The 18421-nt window shown below is 70.4% G+C and carries 13 protein-coding genes; 2 read left to right on the forward strand and 11 right to left on the reverse strand.

The genetic code is table 11. The features are described 5' to 3' along the window. Nucleotides 1–4: 4 nt before the first annotated feature. The gene (locus RC1_RS01525; RefSeq protein ID WP_012565565.1) at nucleotides 5–2404 is read right to left on the reverse strand and encodes a TonB-dependent receptor plug domain-containing protein; all 2400 of its coding nucleotides are present in this window, start codon (nucleotides 2402–2404) and stop codon (nucleotides 5–7) included. Nucleotides 2405–2880: 476 nt separating this feature from the next. Between RC1_RS01525 and RC1_RS01530 the strand changes: the two genes are divergently transcribed. Together RC1_RS01530 and RC1_RS01535 are read left to right on the forward strand one after the other, a co-directional pair. Beyond that, on the forward strand, nucleotides 2881–4365 hold the full coding sequence (locus tag RC1_RS01530; RefSeq protein ID WP_012565566.1) for a methyl-accepting chemotaxis protein: 1485 nt from the start codon (nucleotides 2881–2883) through the stop codon (nucleotides 4363–4365). Nucleotides 4366–4922: 557 nt separating this feature from the next. After that, on the forward strand, nucleotides 4923–5339 hold the full coding sequence (locus RC1_RS01535) for a hypothetical protein (protein WP_012565567.1): 417 nt from the start codon (nucleotides 4923–4925) through the stop codon (nucleotides 5337–5339). Here the strand turns inward: RC1_RS01535 and RC1_RS01540 are convergent. The 10 genes from RC1_RS01540 to RC1_RS01585 form a co-directional block, all read right to left on the reverse strand. After that, nucleotides 5291–5611 (reverse strand): DUF3325 domain-containing protein, encoded by a 321-nt coding sequence (locus tag RC1_RS01540; protein WP_012565568.1) that lies wholly within the window; start codon nucleotides 5609–5611, stop codon nucleotides 5291–5293. The two genes, RC1_RS01535 and RC1_RS01540, sit on opposite strands and share 49 nt — an antisense overlap. Nucleotides 5612–5620: 9 nt before the next feature. Then, on the reverse strand, nucleotides 5621–7213 hold the full coding sequence (locus tag RC1_RS01545; RefSeq protein WP_012565569.1) for a PepSY-associated TM helix domain-containing protein: 1593 nt from the start codon (nucleotides 7211–7213) through the stop codon (nucleotides 5621–5623). A gap of 6 nt (nucleotides 7214–7219) precedes the next feature. Next, complete coding sequence (locus RC1_RS01550) at nucleotides 7220–7546, reverse strand: DUF3649 domain-containing protein (protein ID WP_012565570.1); 327 nt, start codon at nucleotides 7544–7546, stop codon at nucleotides 7220–7222. After that, nucleotides 7543–8523: an alpha/beta hydrolase gene (locus tag RC1_RS01555; RefSeq protein WP_012565571.1), complete on the reverse strand. Its 981-nt coding sequence runs from the start codon at nucleotides 8521–8523 to the stop codon at nucleotides 7543–7545. The genes RC1_RS01550 and RC1_RS01555 overlap by 4 nt, the downstream gene beginning before the upstream one ends. Nucleotides 8524–8591: 68 nt before the next feature. After that, entirely contained in the window at nucleotides 8592–10829 is a 2238-nt protein-coding gene (locus RC1_RS01560; protein WP_012565572.1) for a TonB-dependent siderophore receptor, read from the reverse strand. A 328-nt stretch (nucleotides 10830–11157) separates the two neighbouring features. After that, on the reverse strand, nucleotides 11158–14139 hold the full coding sequence (locus RC1_RS19785; RefSeq protein ID WP_148213353.1) for a PAS domain S-box protein: 2982 nt from the start codon (nucleotides 14137–14139) through the stop codon (nucleotides 11158–11160). 121 nt (nucleotides 14140–14260) lie between these two features. Further along, entirely contained in the window at nucleotides 14261–14461 is a 201-nt protein-coding gene (locus tag RC1_RS01570; protein ID WP_041785073.1) for a hypothetical protein, read from the reverse strand. A 10-nt stretch (nucleotides 14462–14471) separates the two neighbouring features. Beyond that, on the reverse strand, nucleotides 14472–17105 hold the full coding sequence (locus tag RC1_RS01575) for a chemotaxis protein CheA (RefSeq protein WP_012565576.1): 2634 nt from the start codon (nucleotides 17103–17105) through the stop codon (nucleotides 14472–14474). Beyond that, nucleotides 17102–17515: a response regulator gene (locus tag RC1_RS01580; RefSeq protein ID WP_012565577.1), complete on the reverse strand. Its 414-nt coding sequence runs from the start codon at nucleotides 17513–17515 to the stop codon at nucleotides 17102–17104. The genes RC1_RS01575 and RC1_RS01580 overlap by 4 nt, the downstream gene beginning before the upstream one ends. Then, the gene (locus RC1_RS01585; protein WP_049766622.1) at nucleotides 17512–18384 is read right to left on the reverse strand and encodes a CheR family methyltransferase; all 873 of its coding nucleotides are present in this window, start codon (nucleotides 18382–18384) and stop codon (nucleotides 17512–17514) included. Before RC1_RS01585 ends, RC1_RS01580 begins: the two co-directional genes overlap by 4 nt. Between the last annotated feature and the right edge of the window lie 37 nt (nucleotides 18385–18421).

The following is an 18421-nucleotide window of genomic DNA, read 5'->3' on the forward strand; positions in this document are numbered from 1 at the left end:
CCGGTCAGTAGCGCACGTCCAGGCGGACATAGTACTGGCCGCCGTCGGTGTCGTAGGGCGCGTTGCGCGAGTAGATCAGGCCGCGGTTGGACTGGTAGGTCGCCTCTCCGGGGTAGTTGTCGAAGACGTTCTCCGCCCCCACCCGCAGCGAGAAGGCATCCGTGATGTCCCAGGTCACGGCCATGTCCACGAAGCTCTCCGCCCCGAAGGTCTGGAAGATGTCGCCCGTGGCGTTGCCCGAGCTGTCGGTCCACTCGCCGTAATAGCGCAGCCGCGCCATCAGGTTGACCGGGCCGAGACGGTAGTCGGCGCTGAGCGTGGCGTTGTGCTGCGGCAGTCCCTCCTCGAACAGCAGGGCCTGGGTCGGGTTGCTGGCGAGCGACCCGCCGGTGACCTCGGTCTTGTTATAGTTGTAGGCCGCCGACAGGGTCAGGTGGCCGGGGCCGGCATCCGTCGCATAGCTGCCGACGATGTCGATGCCGCGGGTGCGGGTGTCGAAGTCGTTGGTGAAGAAGCTGACGCTGGTGAAGGTGTTGGCCCCGGGCACGCCCTGCGCGATGAGCTGCTGCCGGATCGTGTCGGTCACGGTGAAGCTGGAGGACTGGCTGAAGCGGTCCGTGACCTTGATCTGGTAGACGTCCACGGTGGCCGAGAAGCCGGTGTCGGTCTGGAAGGCGAGGCCGGCGCTGAGATTGACCGATTCCTCCGGCTTCAGCGGCTTGGCGCCGAAATACTGCGCGACCGGGTTGGACGGCTCCAGACGGCCGGAGGTGAAGGTGTTCAGCGTGACCGTATCCAGCCCCTGCGAGGTGCGGGTGCTGTAGGCCTGACCGGGCGTCGGCGCGCGGAAGCCGGTGGAAGCGGAGCCGCGCAGCGCGAGGTTCGGCAGCACCTCGACACGGGTGGAGATCTTGCCGTCGGTGGTGGAGCCGAACTCCGAGAAATCCTCGTAGCGGCCGGCAAGGCCGATCGTCCAGATGTCCGTCACCGGCACCTCGACGTCCACATAGCCTGCGTAGCTCTCCTGATCGAAGCTGCCGGCCTGGGCATCGCCATAGCCGGGGAAGCCGTTGGAGCCCGTGGCGAGGCCGGCCGACGCACCGGGGCCGACGACCCACGACGCCTCGTCCCCGGCGACGATCTTGTACGTCTCCTCGCGCCGCTCGCCGCCGAAGGCGACGTTGACCGGAGCCTCCAGCAGGCCGGTATGCAGGCTGTAGACGAAGTCCAGGTTGAGGTTGAACTCCTCCTGGATCAGCGAACCGTCGTCGAAGCTGGTCGGGCTGTCGGGGCCGAGCGAGGCGTTGATGGTCTCGCGCATCTTGTAGTCGATGCGGTTGCGGCCGTAGGAGCCGCTGAGATCCCAGGTCAGGTCGTCGGTCACGTCGCCGCGCACGCCGCCGACGATGGAATAGTCCTGGTCCTCCTGACCGAAGCGGGGCGTGAAGCCGGTGGGATAGAGCGAGCGGGCATCCCAGCCGGGGAAGATCGGCGTGGTCTTGTAGACGTTGCTGGTGCTGTCGGGATTGCGCCAGTTGAAGTCCGTCCAGCCGTCGCCCTCGCCATAGGTGCCGAACAGGTAGGCCTGCACGCTCTCGCCCAGCGGCAGCTCGCCGTTGACGGCGAGGCGGACGGTCTCCAGGTCCGGCTGGCCCCAGCGCTGCACCGGGTTCGGCACGCTGAGGTTCGGGTTCGCCGCCTGGAAGGCGATGGCGTCGGGACGCTGCCGGGTGCGGGAGGTGGCGTTCTGGTCCGACCACTCGGCCGTGGCGGTCAGGAAACCACCGTTGCCGATCTCCCAGCCGCCCTGGGCGCCGAACTGGTAGTTCTCCCCGTCACCCTCGTAGTACTGCGAGGCCTGGGTGAAGAAGCGGTAGCCGGGCTGGTCGTCCAGAATGATGTTGATGACGCCGGCGATGGCGTCGGAACCGTACTGGGCCGCCGCACCGTCGCGCAGCACCTCGATCCGCTTGATGGCGAAGGACGGGATCTGCGCCAGATCCGGCCCCTGCGACCCGCGCGAGCCGAGCAGCGCCGAGCGGTGCCGCCGCTTGCCGTTGACCAGCACCAGCGTCTGGTCGGGCGAGAGGCCGCGCAGGCGCGCCGGCCGGACGAAGGCCAGACCGTCGTTGGCGGGCAGGCGCTGTACGTTGAAGGACGGGATCGTCTGCGCCAGCGAGTCCACCAGTTCGCTCGACACGGTGCTGTCGATGGTGTCGCCCGAGATGACATCGACCGGCGACAGCGTCTCGTAGAGCGTGCGCTGGGTGCCGCGGGTGCCGGTGACGATGATCTCCTCAAGGGCCTCCTGCCCGGCGGTGACGCCTCCCTGCTGCGCCCCGGCGGGCAGGGCGGCGGTGGTCAGCGCAAGCGCCACCAGGGCGGTGCTGGTACGGAATCGCATGTCGGTCTCGCTCGATCGGCTGCTGGCGGGTCTGCCGCCCGGAAAGGGGCGTGCCGACCGGCGCGCCCGCGCCGCTGCGATCTACGGACATCACATGTCGGTTTCGAGAAACATTGATTGCATATGGATGATTCTTTCTTTCGGGTCGGGTGCGCGACAGGACTGCATCAGAAAATCGCAGGAGCACGAAGAAAACCTTAAGACACACCCTGCAGCCCCGGACATCTCCCGGGTGAAGCCGCAGACCGACGCTGACGCCGCGGTTGTCAGCCTCCCGGTCCTGCCGCGGCCGACACGCAGACCCGGCCCGCGGAGTTCCGCCCAGGACGGACAACTCCTACGCATACATGGACAACCCCATATTGCGTAGGGCAGCCTTACAGAAATCCACCCTCAGAATGAGGGACTGGCAGCCTAATTGAGCAGCGCAGAGGAGATGCCCTCCGGCGCTCCCCCGTGTGACATGGAAGGCAAGAATGCTGGATCTTTTCCGGTCGAGGACCATCGGCGTCATGCAGGCACAGCTAGCGGCCCTGGACCGGTCGCTGGCCGTGATCGAGTTCACGATGGACGGCAAAGTCCTGACGGCCAACGCGAATTTCCTGAAACTGATGGGCTATTCGCTGGCCGAGATCCAGGGACGGGAGCACACCCTGTTCGTCGATCCGCGGGAGCGGAGCAGTGCTGCCTACCGGGACTTCTGGGCGAAGCTGGGGCGCGGCGAATACCATTCCGGCGAATTCAAGCGGATCGCCAAGGGCGGCCGCGAAGTCTGGATCGAAGGCACCTACAACCCGGTCCTGGATCCGGACGGCAGGCCGGTGAAGGTGGTGAAGTACGCCGCCGACATCACGGCGCAGAAGATGGAGTTTGCCAACCTTCTGGGGCAGGTGAACGCCATCACCCGCTCGCAGGCGGTGATCGAGTTCGGCCTTGACGGCACCGTGCTGACGGCCAACGAGAACTTCCTGAAGCTGATGGGCTATACGCTGCAGGAGATCGTCGGCCGGCCGCATGCGCAGTTCGTGGAAGCGGCGGCACGCGACAGCGAGGAATACCGCACCTTCTGGCAGACGCTGCGCAGTGGCCGCTTTCTGAACGGCCAGTACAAGCGGATCGCCAAGGGCGGCCGCGAAGTCTGGATCGAGGGGTCCTACAACCCGGTTCTCGACCTCAACGGCAAGCCCTGCAAGATCGTCAAGTTCGCCACCGACATCACCGCCCAGATGGAACTGCTGGGCAATCTCAAGACCCTGATCGACCGCAACTTCGGTGAGATAGACTCGGCCCTGGACGTCTCGGAGCGGCAGGCCGGCCGGGCGTCGGAGGCCGCCGGCGACACCCTGGCGAACGTCCAGATGGTGGCGTCCAGCGCCGAGGAACTGGCCGCCTCCATCCGCGAGATCTCGCAGAACATGCAGCGGTCGCGCGACGCCACGGATCAGGCCGTGGAGCGGGCCGGCGCCGCCGACCAGGCGACGCAGCGGCTGACGGACGCCGCCACGGCGATGACCGGGATCGTCGATCTGATCCGGACCATCGCCGGGCAGATCAACCTGCTGGCGCTGAACGCCACCATCGAAGCCGCCCGCGCCGGGGAGGCCGGGCGCGGCTTCGCCGTCGTGGCGACGGAGGTGAAGAACCTGGCGAACCAGGCGGCCCAGGCGACCAGCCAGATCACCCGCGAGATCGAGGGCGTGCAGTCCGTCTCGGGCGAGGTGGTCGGCACCCTGCGCGAAATCCGCGAGGCCATCGGCATGGTGCGGGAGCATGTGGCCGGAACCGCCAGCGCCATCGAGGAACAGAGCGCCGTCACCCGCGACATGTCGCAGACCATGCAGACGACGGCGCAGGACGTGGGCAGCGCCACCCGCAGCCTGGGGGAGATCGGTGCGGCCCTGCAGCAGGTCGGTCAGGCCATTGCCCGGACCAAGGAGGCCGCCCAGGTCCTGGCGCGCTGATCCGAGCGGCTGCGGGAAGCGGCGCATCGCCGCCCCTTCCCGCGGCGGGCCGGACGCTCCCGCGGCCATCGTGACCGACCGGAGGGGGAAGCGTCCGGGCATATTCTACGGGATAATTATGGTATATATGGAAAATAACCCACTGACTTTGATATTCCAATTGACAGGACGGTCGCCCACGGTGAAATGTTGAGGTGACCCTGGAGCCGGAAGACCGGACATCCCCGGGTCCGCGGGAATTTGACGGAGCAGCTTGCGCCGCGACACCAAACGCTAAAGCGCCACGAAGGCCCTTCGTGGTTCTCCGGACCTGACGCAAGGGTATAGCCATGACCGCCGCTCCCGTCCCTGCCCCGCTCGTCTCCCGCCGGCCCTCCCCCAGGGTGACCGGCCGGTCCTGCTGCTGTAGCGGCTGCCGGCACGCCTGACCCGCACAGGGCCGGGCCGTTCCGGAGCGTCCGTCCCGCGCCCTCCGGCGCCGGACCGACGCCGCATCCCGACATCACCAGCACAGATGCGCCCGACCCGCAGGCATGCGGGCCGGCATGGGGGGTCTCATGGCAGACGCCGTCGTCATCCAGTTCGACCACATCACGGTCGGCATCGCCGTCGCCGAGGGCGAGGGCTTCCGCTTCTTCGCTTCGGACGTGCGCTATTACGGTCTGGAGAACCGCTTCTTCCCGGACACCCAGGCCATCAGCCGGGCCTGCCGTGCGATCCGGTCGCCGGCGGCGGCACGGTCCGCGGCAGCCCCGGCCGACCGCCCGGTCCGGTCCACGCCATCCCAGGGAAGGGCCCGGCAACCGGCGCCCGGTTCCGAAGAAGCGGCCCTGCCATCCCGCATCGGCCTCCGGCAGGAGACCGGTGGCCCGCTGCCGTCGCGGGGGCGGTCGCCCCTGCCCCGGCTGCCCGACGGGCGCTCCGGTCAGGCGAGCAGGGCCAGCAGCGCCACGGGCGCCAGCGCCGCCCCGTAGAGGGCGAGCCGGGGCCGGTAGGCCAGGACTCCGGCCAGGACCGTGGCCGCGATGGCGGCGCTGCCCGACCAGAGGGTCAGACCCGTGCCCCAGCCCCAGCCCTCCACCCCGATGGCGGCGGAGAGGAGCAGCAGAGCCGATCCCGCGAGGGTCCCGGGGCGGTGCAGCCGGCGGGGCAGCGGCCGGGTCAGGAGCTGCGCCCCGTGGCGGTCCATGGTCAGGGCCAGCAGCACGAAGCCGGCGAAGGCGGTCAGCAGCAGGGCGATGAACATGGGCTCCTCCTACTCCGCCGCCACCGGGGCGGGCTGGTCTTCCCGCCGCGCCGGCCCGGCCCGGCCAGCCTTCCGCGTCGGGTCGTGGCGGTGCATCTTCCAGGCGGCGACGGCGAACAGGGCCGCCAGTCCCAGCATGGTCAGGTCGAACCCGGCCAGGAGCCAGCGCCCGGCGGCCAGGGTGTCGATCAGGGTGAAGGGTGTGGTCAGGGCATTCAGCACCGGCAGCAGGGCCAGCAGCGCGGCGGCGGCGGCCAACTGCTCCACCCAGGCCCGCTTCAGCGGGCGCAGCAGCGGGTGCAGGAAGGTCAGCAGCCAGACCAGGAAGAAGACGTTGATCTCCCACCCGGCACGGTCGGGCAGATCCACCGGCAGCAGCCGGTTGGCCCAGAAATGCGCGGCGATCGCCACCGGCATGCCGGCCACGGCACCGACATTCAGATTTGCCACCAGCCGGTGACCGAACGGGGCGGGGGCGTCACGCCTCTGCGCCGCCCGCTTCACCGACCACAGGACCAGCCCCGTCGCCACCATCAGGGTGCCGCCGACCCCGGCCAGGAAATAGACCCAGCGCAGCAGCGGATCGGCGAAACGCCCGCGGTGCAGGCTGTTCAGCGAGGCGGCGACGGCGCGCGCGGCACTGCGCTCCGGCGTGCCCACCGATTCCAGCAGGGTCCCGCTGCGGGCATCGAAGCGCATCCGCGTGGCACCCCCGCCGCCGCCTTCCAGCAGGCTTGGATTGTAGCGTGGCGCCAGTTCCAGCACGGGCCGCGGCCCGGCCGGGTCGCTCACGACGAAACGGCCGACCGGCTGGCCCCAGGCCACTTCCGCCGCCGCCAGCATCGGCGCCAGCGGGGCGAAGCGGGAACCGGGTTCCACCTCCGGCGCGGGTCCGGCGGCCACCGTGGCGGGCTGACCGCCGCGCCCCTGCACCCCGGCCGCCAGATTGCCCCAGGGCATCAGCGTGCCGGCCAGCAGCACGAGACCCGAGAAGGTGATCATGACATGGAAGGGCAGCGACAGCACCGCCGTCACATTGTGGGCATCGAGCCAGGAACGCTGCCCCTTGCCGGGGCGGAAGGTGAAGAAGTCGGTGAAGATCTTCTTGTGCGTGATGACGCCGGAAACGATGGCGACGAACATCGCCATGGTGGCGATGCCGACGATCCAGCGTCCCCAGGTCCGGGGCATGGCGTACAGCTCGAAATGGAAATGGTAGAGGAATTCCCCGCCCGAGGTCTCACGCGGGGTCAGCAGCGCCCCCGTTCCGGCATCCATGTGGCGGCCGGACATGCGGCGGCCGCGCATCTCCCCCTGCCCGGCCTCCCGCCAGAGCAGGCGCACGGACTCCGTCCGGTCGGACGGCAGGATCACGGACCAGAGGGCGGCGGTGGGGGCAAGCTCGGCGACCTTGGCCAGCGCCCGCTCGGGAGTCTCCGCATCCGGGATCGACCCGTGCAGCTCCGGCTGCATCCACCAGGTGATCTCGTCCCGGAAGAAGGAATAGGTGCCGGTCAGGAAGACGGCATAGAGCAGCCAGCCGAGGATCAGGCCGGACCAGCCATGCAGCCAGGAATTGACCTGGCGGAAACCCGGAACCATGGCGCCTCACCGCAGCAGGAGGAAAAGAGCCAGCAACAGGGCCGCCGGCAGCAGGATGCCCACCCAGGCCCGGCGCGGGCTGGCGGCGGCGAAGGCCCAGATGATGGCGGCCGTATAGACCAGGAAGGAGAGCATGGTGGCAGCCAGGGCCGCGTCCGCCTTCTCCCCCGGCAGCAGCACGGCGAGACAGGCCGCCGACGCGGCGGCCAGCCCGTAGCCGGCCAGGATGCCGGCCACGCTGCGCGACAGCACCTCAAGGCGCGAGCGCCCCCCGAAGCCGGGCTTCCGCCGACCCGGCGCCGGCGTTGACGTCGTCGTCGTCCGGGCCGTCATTTCACCCCTCCGGCAAAGCCGGCGGCGAAGCGCAGGGCCGGCGGCAGGGAGGCCGCGAGCGCCTCGCCATGCGACAGGCCGGGGAACTCGATGACATCCACCGACAGGTCCGGCAGGGCCCGCAGCCGCGCCGCCATCTGCGGCAGCGCGTCGGCCGGGAAGCCCTCCCGTCCCGGTGGTGGCGCCTGCCGCACGGCATCGGCGCCCCCGTCGGGACGCGGTCCCTCCCTTCTGCGCCCCTCCCTTCTGAGCCCTTCTGCCCCGCCGCGGGTCAGCAGCAGGCGGGCGGGGGCGCCCGTGAAGCGCGCCTCTTCGGAGAGGATGAACCCGTCCTGCCACCAGAGCGACGGACTGGCGGCGATGTAGGTGGAGAACCGGTCGGGCCGGGTGAACAGGCAGTGCAGCGTGAAAAGACCCCCATAGGAATGGCCCCAGAGGGCCTGGCGCGCCGGATCGACGGCCGCGAGGGCGCCTACCCGGGGCTTGATCTCCGCCTCGATCAGGTCGAGGAAGGCGTCGGCCCCGCCGCCCCGGCGGCCGCGCTCGCGGTTCTCCCAGGTCTCCCCGGACAGCGAGGTCGGCGGGGTGTAGTCGAAGGCCCGCGCCACCACGTCGAAGCGCCGGTCGGTCTCGTAGCCGATGGCGACCAGCACGGGCGGGCCGCCACGGTCGAGGTCCTCCAGCAGCGGCTCCGTGAGCACCCCCAGGGCCGCGTTCCCGTCCAGCATGTGCAGCACCGGATACCCAGCCGCCGGCGCGGGACGCCGGGGCACGCCCACGGTGACGCGGTAGCGCCGCCCGCCGTCGCGGGAGACGAGGCCGATCCTCTCGAAACGGTAGAAGGTCGAGCCCCGGTCGGCGATCGTCGGGTCCATCGGCCGGCTGAGGTCGGGCTGGGCGATGGCGGGACCCGCGGCCAGCAGGGCGGCGAGGCCCCCCAGCACGCTCCGCCGGTCGGGAAGGGATGCGATGTCCATGAAGGGAAGCCTTCGGGAGAACAGGAACCGCGGCCCCGGCCGGACGACCGGGGGCCGCGGCAGGCGGATCAGAACGACGCGGTCAGGCTGAGCGTATAGGCCCGGCCCGGTTCGTTGTAGGTGTTGGCGCCGGCCGCCGACTGGGTGTCCTGACGGTACAGCCGACGGTCGAACAGGTTGCTGATGCCGGCGGCCAGCCGGTAGCTGTCGTTGAACTCGTAGCTGGCATTGACCCCGAACAGGGTATAGGCGCCGCGCTCGTCCAGTTCCGCGCCGGTCGCGGCCCCGCCGAGGGAGTTGAGCCGCCGCGGCTCCTGCTTGCCGTAGTGGGTCATGGAGAGCAGCAGGGTGAGCTGGTCGGTGGCCTGCCAGTCCAGCGTGGAGTTGATGGTGTATTCCGGGATGATCGACAGCGGTTCCCCGGTATCCTTGTTCTTGCTCTCCGTCATGTAGGTGAAGTTCGTGTTGAAGGAGAGCGTCTCCAGCACCGGCACCAGGACGTTGCCTTCCCAGCCGGCGACGACGGCCTTGGGCACGTTCTCCCACTTGAAGATCCGCGCCCGCGTGGACGGGATCAGCCCGACCGGCACCATGCCGGCCTGGATGCGGTCCTCGTAGTCGTTGTGGAAGTAGGTGGCGCTCGCCGCCCAGCCATCCATGTTGTAGACGAGCCCGATCTCCTTGTTCAGGCTGGTCTCCGCATCCAGGGCGTCGTTGCCCTGGATGTAGCAGCCGCCGCCCAGGCTCTGATAGGCCAGCGGGCAGCCGTTGCCACGGGTGTAGTAGAGATAGTTCGGATTGGACTGGTACAGGTTCGGCGCCTTGAAGGCGCGGGCGATGCCGCCCTTGACCTGCAACCCGTCGAAGATGTCATAGGACGCATTCAGCGACGGGCTCCAGTTGTCGCCGAACTGCGTGTGGTGGTCGAAGCGCACACCCGGCGTCAGCATCAGCCTGTCGGTGACGGCGATGTTCGCCTCTGCGAAGACGGCGGAGGTGTCGGCATCGGCCTTGCCGCTGCGGCCCGTATTGTCGATGCCCGGAATGCTGCCCGAGCTGACAGCCTGGCTCATCGAGAAGGGATCGTTCAGCTCCTCCCGGCGCCATTCCACGCCCGTCGTCAGCATCATGTCCACAGGCACCGTCAGCGGAATGTTCAGCTCGCCGGTGGCGATGTAGTTCTTCAGCTTCGAGGTGACGAAGTTGGCCGTGGTGTTGATGTTGCCTTCACCACCACCGGCCAGCCCCTCCTGGAGGCGGGTGTTGTCGGTGTGCTCGTACTGGAACATCAGCCGCGAGGTTGCCCGCTCCCAGTCGCCCTTGTGGGTCAGGGAGGCGGTGGTGCGCTTCATGACATTGGTCTCGGCCCCTTTCTTCGCGAGGTCGGAGATGATGGGGGAGGTGGTCCCCCCCAGCGCGCGGTCGCCGGCATAGATGTTGCCCTGGCGCGAGTATCCGGCTTCGGCCTCCAGCACCTGGGCCGGCGTCATCTGCCAGCGCAGCAGCCCGTCGATGTCCTTGTTCTCCACGCCTTCGCGGCCGGCCGGGGGATTGGTCCCGGCGGCGGCGCCCGACGCATCCCGGTTGATGTCGGGATCGTCGCCGTCGGTCTTGTTGTAGTTGCCGTACAGGCGGAAGGAGAGCGCGTCCATCAGCGGCCCGCTGAGGCTGAAGCCGATTCGCCGGCTGTCCCCCTCGTCACCGCTCTCCGGCTGGTTGGTGAACAGCGTGACGGAGCCGGCCAGCGTGTCGGTGGGCGGGCGGGTGATGATGTTCACCACGCCGCCGCTGGCGCCGGAGCCGTAGCGCGCCGCGGCAGGGCCGCGGATCACCTCGATCCGCTCCACCTGCTCGGCCGGAACCCAGTTGCTGTCGCCGCGGGTGTTGCGCTCGCCGCTGCGCCCGAACCGGACGGAGTTGCGCGACGCGACGGGCTTGCCGTCGATCAGGATCAGGGTGTTCTCCGGCCCCATGCCGCGCAGGTCGATCTGGCGGTTGTTGCCGTACTGGCCCGACGAGCTGTTGCCGGTCAGGTTCACGCCCGGCATGCGCCGGATCACCTCGGACAGGTCGTTGGCGGGCGGGCGCTTGGCGATGTCCTCGGCGGTGATGAGCGAGACACCGGGGGCCTGTTTCAGCTCCTGCTCGGCGGTATCGACAACCTTCACGGTCGGCAGCACAAGGGCGGTTCCGTCGGTCTTCTCCGTCGCCGGCGCCGTTTCCTGCGCCAAGGCTGCATAAGGGGTGGCGGCCAGTACCAGACCGATGGCCGTTGCGGTACGGCAGATCGTCAACCGGGCGTTCATTATCGCCTTCCTTCGTCCTTCCAATTGCGATGTCCCACCGCGCCGGCGGGGAGCGGCATGCCGAACGGTCCCGTTGCGCCGGACCGACCGATCCGGCACGGGAAAAGATATGCGAATACGACGCAATCTCATTTCTGTATCCGGAACGACCCTCGGGCCGACCCGGCACATCCCCCTTCGGACATACCGCCAGCACTGCCATCTATCCGAACCGGGATCATAATGCGAGTCATTCTTATTACGACGCCGGCATGATACGACACGGGTCCGCAGACCCTGCGGACCCGGCGGTGCGGCAGCCGGTCGCAGCCCGGCCCGGCGGATCGGATCAGGAAGAGCGGCCCAGCAGACCGCCCACGGCGCGGACCAGCGCGTCCGCCTCCATGGGCTTTGGCAGCAGCGGCACGTCGCGCAGCGCCGTCGGCAGCCCGGCGAGGCTGGCATAGCCGCTGCACAGCAGGAACGGCACGCCCATGGCCCCCAGCACGGCCGCGACAGGCGTGACGAACGCTCCGAACAGGCGGGCGTCCAGCACCGCCGCGTCGATCCGGCGCTGCCCGACCAGGACCAGCGCGTCCGGCACCCGGGCGGCAGGCCCGATCACGGTATAGCCGGCGCCTTCCAGATGGCGGCGGATCATCATGGCTGTCAGCGGCTCATCCTCCACCACCAGGATGGCGGCCCGCCCCTGCGGGACCGGCACGGGGTCCGTCAGCGGGCTCCCCGGACGGGCATCGTCAACCCCCGCCGATGCGCCGGACAGCCAGCAGTCCGCCGGCAGCCGGATGCGGCAGGTCAGGCCCTCGGCGTCCCAGAAGCGGTCCAGCCGGCCGCCGAGCTGTCCGGCGACGGTGCTGTCCAGCAGATCGGTGCCGAAGCCGCGGCGCGTCGGCGGACCCTGGACCGCGGGCCCACCGCGCTCCTGCCAACGCAGGTCGAGCCAGCCGTCACGCTCCTCCCAGGAGAGCCGGAGTCGCCCGGCCGGAACGGACAGGGCGCCGTACTTGGCGGCGTTGGTGGCCAGTTCGTGCAGGGCCAGCGACACCGGCTGCGCCGCTTCCGCCCGCAGCCGCACCGGCGTTCCGGTCACGGCGATGCGGTCACCGTCCTCCCAGGCGGCCAGTTCGTCGGCGACCAGCCGGCCCAGATCCACCCCGCTCCAGCCCCCGACGGCAAGCAGGGAATGCGCGCGCGCCATGGCGCCGATCCGCCCCTCCACCGCCGCCGCGAACTCCTCCGGCGTGGCCGCCTCGGTCAGGCGGACGACGGCCTGGACCACCGCCAGCACGTTCTTCGCCCGGTGGTCCACCTCGCGCATCAGCAGGCGCAGCCGCGCCTCCGCCTCGCGCCGGGCCGTGAGGTCGGCCGCCATGCTGACGGCAAGCCGGCGGCCGCGGGCATCCACTCCGACCGGCGCCGACCGGAAGGACCAGAGGAGATGGCGCCCGTCGGCCGTGCGCACCTCCTGGTCGCCGTCGTCGCGCGGCCCGTCCAGGTCGTAGAGCGCGTCGAAGGCGGCGCACGGGCCCGGCGGCTCCGTGCCATGGGCAAGCCGGGTCCAGTCCGCCAGCGTTCCGATCTCCTCCGGCTCGTAGCCGGTGAGGGAGAGCCACGCCTGGCTGACATGGACGACGGTGCCGTCCTCGGCATGCACCATGACCGGGAAGGGTGCCCCCTCCACCACCCGGCGCAGCACGGAGTCGGCGACCATGCGCTCGGTCACGTCCTGCTCGACGACGACGCCGGCGACGATCTGCCCGGCGGCGTTGCGGACGGGGGCCGCGTTGTTCAGGTAGAAGCGCCGCCGCCCGCTGCCGAACTGGGCGCATTCCACCAGCTCGCCCCGCACCGTCTCGCCTGTGCGCAGGGCGCGCGCCATGCCCCATTCGTGCGCCTTGATCCGCTCCCCCGTCTGGGGCCACCAGCCGACCCAGTCGGCGTAGCCCTCCCAGGAGGCCGTCTCCGGCGGAAGACCCCAGATCTCCCGGTTGGCCGCGTTGTCGCGCACGATGCGGCCCTCCGCATCGGCGATGATGACGCCGACCGGCAGAGCATCGAGAACGGCGCTCAGCAGCGCCTCGCGCTCGGCCAGCTCCGTCCCCGTCGCCACCCGTTCGGTGATGTCCATGCCCGAACTGATGACGCCGGTGATCCGCCCTGCCCCGTCCCGCAGGGTTGTGTTGCGCCAGGCGATCAGCCGTTCGCTGCCGTCCGGACGGCACACCGGGTTCTCGAACCGCTCCGGCAGGTCGATGTCGCTCTGGATGCTGGCCTCGAACAGCCGCCGCAGTTCGGCACGGTGCGACGGCGGCACCGCGAGCGCCATCCAGTCCCGCCCGGCGAGGTCGGCATCCGGCGGATGGCCCAGCAGCTCGCGGCCGGCCCGGTTGATCGTCTCGATCCGGCCCTGCCGGTCCAGCACCAGCAGGATGACCTGGGCGCTGTGCAGGTAGAGCCCCGCCCGGTCACGCTCGGCCCGGAGCCGGGCCTCCGTCCGGCTCAGGGCTCCCGCATGCCGGAAGATCGCCGTGGAGAGCACGGCGATGGAAGCGAACGCGATCAGGGCGAGCCCGAACTCGTTGCTGTAGAACCCGGCCCGGACACCGAGGCTCAGCACCCAGGTCGTGGCCAGCGGCGCCAGGATCGCCCAGGGCAGCAACGAGCGCGCCGTGCGCGCGCCCGCATCGTCCCCCGTCAGGGCACCGAGCCAGCCGCGCTCCGGCAGCAGCGCCAGCGTGCCCATGCCGAGCGCCAGCAGCGCCACCGCCGTGGTCGCCGCCATGCCGGCGACCACGCCCAGGCCTTCAAGCGGGTCCTGCCCGAACAGATAGCGGATCATCGCCAGTCCGGGGGCGAGCAGGCCCGCCGTGGCGAGCGCGGGAACCCAGGCCTGGAAACGCCCGCGGCCGGCCAGCAGCAAAGCCAGGGCCACCGGCAGCAGGCCGAGCGTCGTGCCGGGGGCCATCCGGCCGGACACGACCGTGTCGGTCTGCATCGCCACGGCGTCAGCGAAGAACAGGTGGTCGAGCGGCAGCGGCAGGTCGAAGGCGTAGGCAGCCGCCGTCCATGCGGTGACGGCGACGACCAGTCCAGCCGTCAGGTCCGCCGCGCGCCTGGCACCCCGCGGGCGGCAGAGCCTTAGCAGAAGCGCCGCTGCGCCGGCCATGATTCCGACGGCGGCGACCGGCTGCATCGCCGGTCCCCCCAGCAGGCGGGCGGGGGCCGTATCCCCCAGGCTCCAGCCGGTCAGGGCCAGGGCGGCCAGACCGAAGGCGAACAGTCCGCCGGACAGGGCGAGACGGAAAGGCATGTCCAGACGCATCCGGCCGGTCCGTCGTTCCGGAGAGGGCTCAGGAATGAACAACACCCCTGAAAGCCGGACGTTTCATCCGCCGGGACAGGGATGCCCCCTTCAAACGGGCGGACTCCCGTCAAGGTGCGGAGAGCAGACCGGCCAGCAGCGCATCCGCCGGCAGCGCGACCACGGGCACGCCCGAGGCGCGGACGAGCTGCAGCACGGCCGTGTGCATGCCCTGGCAGCGGCCGAGGTCGAGCATGGTCACCGCCTCGTCCTGCATCGCCTCCAGAAGCGTCTCGGCCTCCTCCACGGCGCAGTGGCCCTCAAGGCGCACGACGGCCCCGTCATGAACGACATCGCACGATCTCCTTCAGGTTCAGCACCAGCAGCACCCGCCCGTCGCCGAGCAGCGCCGTTCCCAGATAGTCGGGCGTATCCGCCAGCACGCCTTCCAGCGGACGCACGATCACCTCCATGCTCTCGCCGAAGGCGTCGATGGCGAGGCCGACGGTCTGCGCGTCCACCTGCACGACCAGCACGGCCACCTCCTCGGCCTGGGGCCGGGGCGGCAGGTCCAGCAGCCGGTCCAGGTGGACCAGGGGAATGATGCCGTTGCGCAGGACGAAGACCTCGCGGTCCTTGATGGAGGCGATGTCGGAGCGGCGGATGCGGACCGTCTCGTTGATCTGGTCCATGGGGATGCCGAACTGCCGCCCGGACACCCCGACCGTCATCACCCGCGTGACCGCCATGCTGAGCGGCAGGAAGAGGCTGATGGCCGTGCCCTGACCGACCCGGCTGGAAACGTCGATGCGGCCGCCGGATTTCTCCACCGTGGTCCGCACGGCGTCCATCCCGACGCCGCGGCCGGACACGTCGGTGACCTCGGCGGCGGTGGAGAAGCCGGCGGCGAAGATCAGCCGCACCGCCTCGTCGTCGCCCATGCGCGCCGCGGCGTCGGCATCGATCAGGCCCTTCTCGACCGCCTTGCGCCGCATCAGCGCGGGGTCGATGCCGCGCCCGTCATCCTCGACCCGGATCACGACCTGGTCGTTGTCCTGCCGCGCGGCCAGAGTCAGCGTGGCCGTCCCGGGCTTGCCCGCGGCCGTGCGGTCGGCCTCGATGCCGTGGTCCAGCGCGTTGCGCACGAGATGCAGCAGCGGCTCGAACAGGTTCTCGATCACCGTCTTGTCGGCCTGGGTGTCCTCGCCCTCGATCACCAGCTCGACCTGTTTGCCGAGCTTGCGAGAAAGGTCCCGGACCAGCCGCGGGAAGCGCTGGAAGACCGTGGAGACCGGCAGCATCCGCACCTGCATGATCGCGTTGCGCAGGTCCAGGGCGATGCGGTCGATCACCGCGTACTGTTCCTTCACCTCCCGCGCCAGCTCCCGCGAGCCGAACACGTCCTCGGCCCGGCGGGCCAGGAAAGGCAGGCCGTTCTTGGCCACCACCAGCTCGCCGATCAGGTTCATCATGGCGTCGATGCGGGTCTGATCGACCCGCAGGACGGTGGCGGCCCGATCGTGCCCTTCCTCCCCGGCGGGGCCGGCGCGCTCCGGACGGCGGGGCTTCTCCGGCCCGGCGGACAGCGGCGCGACCGACGCCCCGGCGGCTGTTCCGGCAGCGGTCAGGGGGGACGACGGTCCGTCAAGGAGCCGTTCCAGGGCGGCGCGCAGGGGCGCGGGATCGGCGGCGGCCAGGGCCTGCCGGCCGGCGGCGGCGACCGCCCCGGCGGGTTCGAAACGGCCGTCGTGGCGCAGGGCGCCGGCGGCGACCTTGGCGGCGGACCCGATGCGGCCGGCCCGCTCGGCCAGATCGCAGGGCTGCGCCAGCATGGCCGCCTGTTCGCGCAGGAGCAGGGCCACGGCGGGGGAGAAGGCCGCCGCCGCAGGCGCCCCCGGAACGGCATCCGTCCCCGCGGCCGGCATGATCGTGGCCGGATCGGGCGTGGTGCCGGTGGCAAGCGCCGTGACCAGCACCGCCGCCAGGGACGCCACCACCTCCCCGGCCGCACCGGGCACGTCGCACAGCCGGGCCAGCCAGCGGACCGGACCGGGGTCGCAGCCCCGGGCTTCCAGCGCCTCGGCGGCGGCGAGCGCCGCCTCGCGGACGCCGGTCACGTCGCCCAGGCGGAGCAGCGCCCCGGCCTCCCTGGCGAGATCGCGGACCAGCGGGTCGTCGGGCGGCGGCGGGGCGAAGCGCAGCAGGTCCGCGGCCTCGACCTCCGTCACCTCCGCCTGGTCGGCGACGTAGCGCAGCAGGTGCAGCAGTTCGGACCGCGGCGCGCCGGAGATCACCCGGAAGCCGATGCCGCAGGAGAAGGGATCGTAGTCGGCAAGGTCGGGCCAGCTCTCCGGCTCCTCCAGCCCCACCGACAGGGCCTCGGGCACCTGCCGCACCAGCGCCAGGGGATCGTCCCCCTTGAAGAAGCACTGCGGCTCCGGCCGGTAGCACAGGACGGAGAGCGGGACTCCGTGCGACAGGCCATACAGGAACGCCGCCTGCAGGGCCGGCTCCGGCACCGTGGCGAGCCAGCCGGGCGGCGCCACCGCTTCGGCCGGGGCGGCGGCGGGAGCGGCGGCCGGCGTCGCGGGGCCACCCAGCCAGGAGCGCAGGGCCGCGACAGCCGGCGCGGCCTCGGCGGCGGCGGTGTCGGGCAGCCGGCCCGTGTCCTCGACCGCGTCCAGCCAGCCCGACACGAGGTCCAGCGCCCCGAGGATCTGGTCCATCATGGCCGGAACCAGGGTCAGCCGGCGGTCGCGCAGGGTGACCAGCAGATCCTCGGCCGCGTGCAGCGTGGCCGTCAGGGCCGGCAGGTCGAACAGGCCCGACGAGCCTTTCAGCGTGTGGACCGAGCGGAAGACCCCGTTCAGCAGATCGGCGTCGGCCGTATCGCGTTCCAGGGCGAGCAGCCCGTCGGTCGTCGCCGCGATCTGTTCGCGGCCTTCGACCAGGAACTGGGCAAGAAGCGGGTTCATGGGTTCTCGGCCCCCGTCATGATGCCGGCATAGAGGCGCAGGTCGGCGGTGGAGATCGGCTTGACGAGGTAGAGGTTCACCCCGGCCGCGCGGGCGGCGGCGAAATCGGCCTCCTGATCCCGCGTGCTGGTCATCATGACCGGCAGGCAGGCCCCCTCCTCCGTCGCGCGCAGCCTGCGCACGAAGGTCAGCCCGTCCATCTTCGGCATGTTCACGTCCACGATCGCCAGATCGAAGGGGGCGGTCAGCACCTTCTCCAGCGCCTCGATGCCGTTGAACGCCTCTTCGACACCATAACCCTCCGGCTCCAGCGCCTGGCGGTAGTAGGCGCGCACGATGGCGGCATCGTCGATGACGAGCAGGCGCCGGCCGGCCCCGGGCCGGAAGGGGGAAGCGGTCTCATCCATCATCGGAAGGGCCTCTGGTAGACGATGGCGTCGTCGAAGCGGCGCACATCGAAGAGGGAGGAGATGCGGCTCATCGACTCCGAATGGCCCAGGCAGACATAGCCCCCCGGCGTCAGGCAGGAGAACATCGCCTCGGCTGCCTCGCGCCGCGAGACATCGTCGAAGTAGATCAGCATGTTGCGGCAGAAGATGACGTCCACGTCGCGGAAGCCCGCCATCTGGTCGCGGTCGGAGACGTTGACGCGGGAGAACTCGATGGAGCCGCGCAGCGCGTCGAGGATCTGCCAGCGGTCGTCGGGCAGGCGCGTGAAGTAGCGACCCAGCACCGAATGGGACAGGCGCTGCACCGACCGGGCGTCGAAGATGCCGGCACGGGCCGCCTCCAGCACCCGGGTGTCGATGTCCGACGCCAGGATTTCCACGTCCCAGTGATCGACCTCCGGCCAGTTCTCCAGCAGCCAGAGGGCGATGGAATAGGGTTCCTCCCCCGTCGAACAGGGCAGCGACCAGATGCGCAGCCGGTCCCCCCGCCGTTTGCGCGCCAGGATGTCGGGCAGGATGGAGCGGGTCAGGCAGGCGAACTGGTGCTCCTCCCGCCAGAAATAGGTCTCGTTGACCGTCAGGGCGTTGACGATCAGCTCCAGCTCCCGCCCCGTCGTGTCGAAGCGCAGCAGCGACAGGTAGGACTGCACGCTGGGGGACTCCGTCTGCGCCACGCGCTCCAGCAGCCGGTGGTCCACGAAGTAGCGCTTGGTTTCGCCATAGGACATGCCGGTGCGGCGGTAGATCAGATCGCAGAACTTGCGGAACTCGTCGTCGCTGACCGTGGTCACGGCCGAGCGCGAACCGGGGCGGGTGGCGGTCTTCAGCATGGCCTTCGGGGCTTTTCCGGGGGGGCCGGGGGCCGGC

The sequence above is a fragment of the Rhodospirillum centenum SW genome, from assembly GCF_000016185.1.
Classification (GTDB): Bacteria; Pseudomonadota; Alphaproteobacteria; order Azospirillales; family Azospirillaceae; genus Rhodocista; species Rhodocista centena.

Coding starts and splice junctions, on each gene's coding strand:
- RC1_RS01560 (WP_012565572.1), bottom strand. CDS start 10,829: ATGAACGCCCGGTTGACGATCTGCCGTACCGCAACGGCCATCGGTCTG.
- RC1_RS01525 (WP_012565565.1), bottom strand. CDS start 2,404: ATGCGATTCCGTACCAGCACCGCCCTGGTGGCGCTTGCGCTGACCACC.
- RC1_RS01550 (WP_012565570.1), bottom strand. CDS start 7,546: ATGACGGCCCGGACGACGACGACGTCAACGCCGGCGCCGGGTCGGCGG.
- RC1_RS01535 (WP_012565567.1), top strand. CDS start 4,923: ATGGCAGACGCCGTCGTCATCCAGTTCGACCACATCACGGTCGGCATC.
- RC1_RS01545 (WP_012565569.1), bottom strand. CDS start 7,213: ATGGTTCCGGGTTTCCGCCAGGTCAATTCCTGGCTGCATGGCTGGTCC.
- RC1_RS01540 (WP_012565568.1), bottom strand. CDS start 5,611: ATGTTCATCGCCCTGCTGCTGACCGCCTTCGCCGGCTTCGTGCTGCTG.
- RC1_RS01580 (WP_012565577.1), bottom strand. CDS start 17,515: ATGATGGATGAGACCGCTTCCCCCTTCCGGCCCGGGGCCGGCCGGCGC.
- RC1_RS01585 (WP_049766622.1), bottom strand. CDS start 18,384: ATGCTGAAGACCGCCACCCGCCCCGGTTCGCGCTCGGCCGTGACCACG.
- RC1_RS01530 (WP_012565566.1), top strand. CDS start 2,881: ATGCTGGATCTTTTCCGGTCGAGGACCATCGGCGTCATGCAGGCACAG.
- RC1_RS19785 (WP_148213353.1), bottom strand. CDS start 14,139: ATGCCTTTCCGTCTCGCCCTGTCCGGCGGACTGTTCGCCTTCGGTCTG.
- RC1_RS01575 (WP_012565576.1), bottom strand. CDS start 17,105: ATGAACCCGCTTCTTGCCCAGTTCCTGGTCGAAGGCCGCGAACAGATC.
- RC1_RS01555 (WP_012565571.1), bottom strand. CDS start 8,523: ATGGACATCGCATCCCTTCCCGACCGGCGGAGCGTGCTGGGGGGCCTC.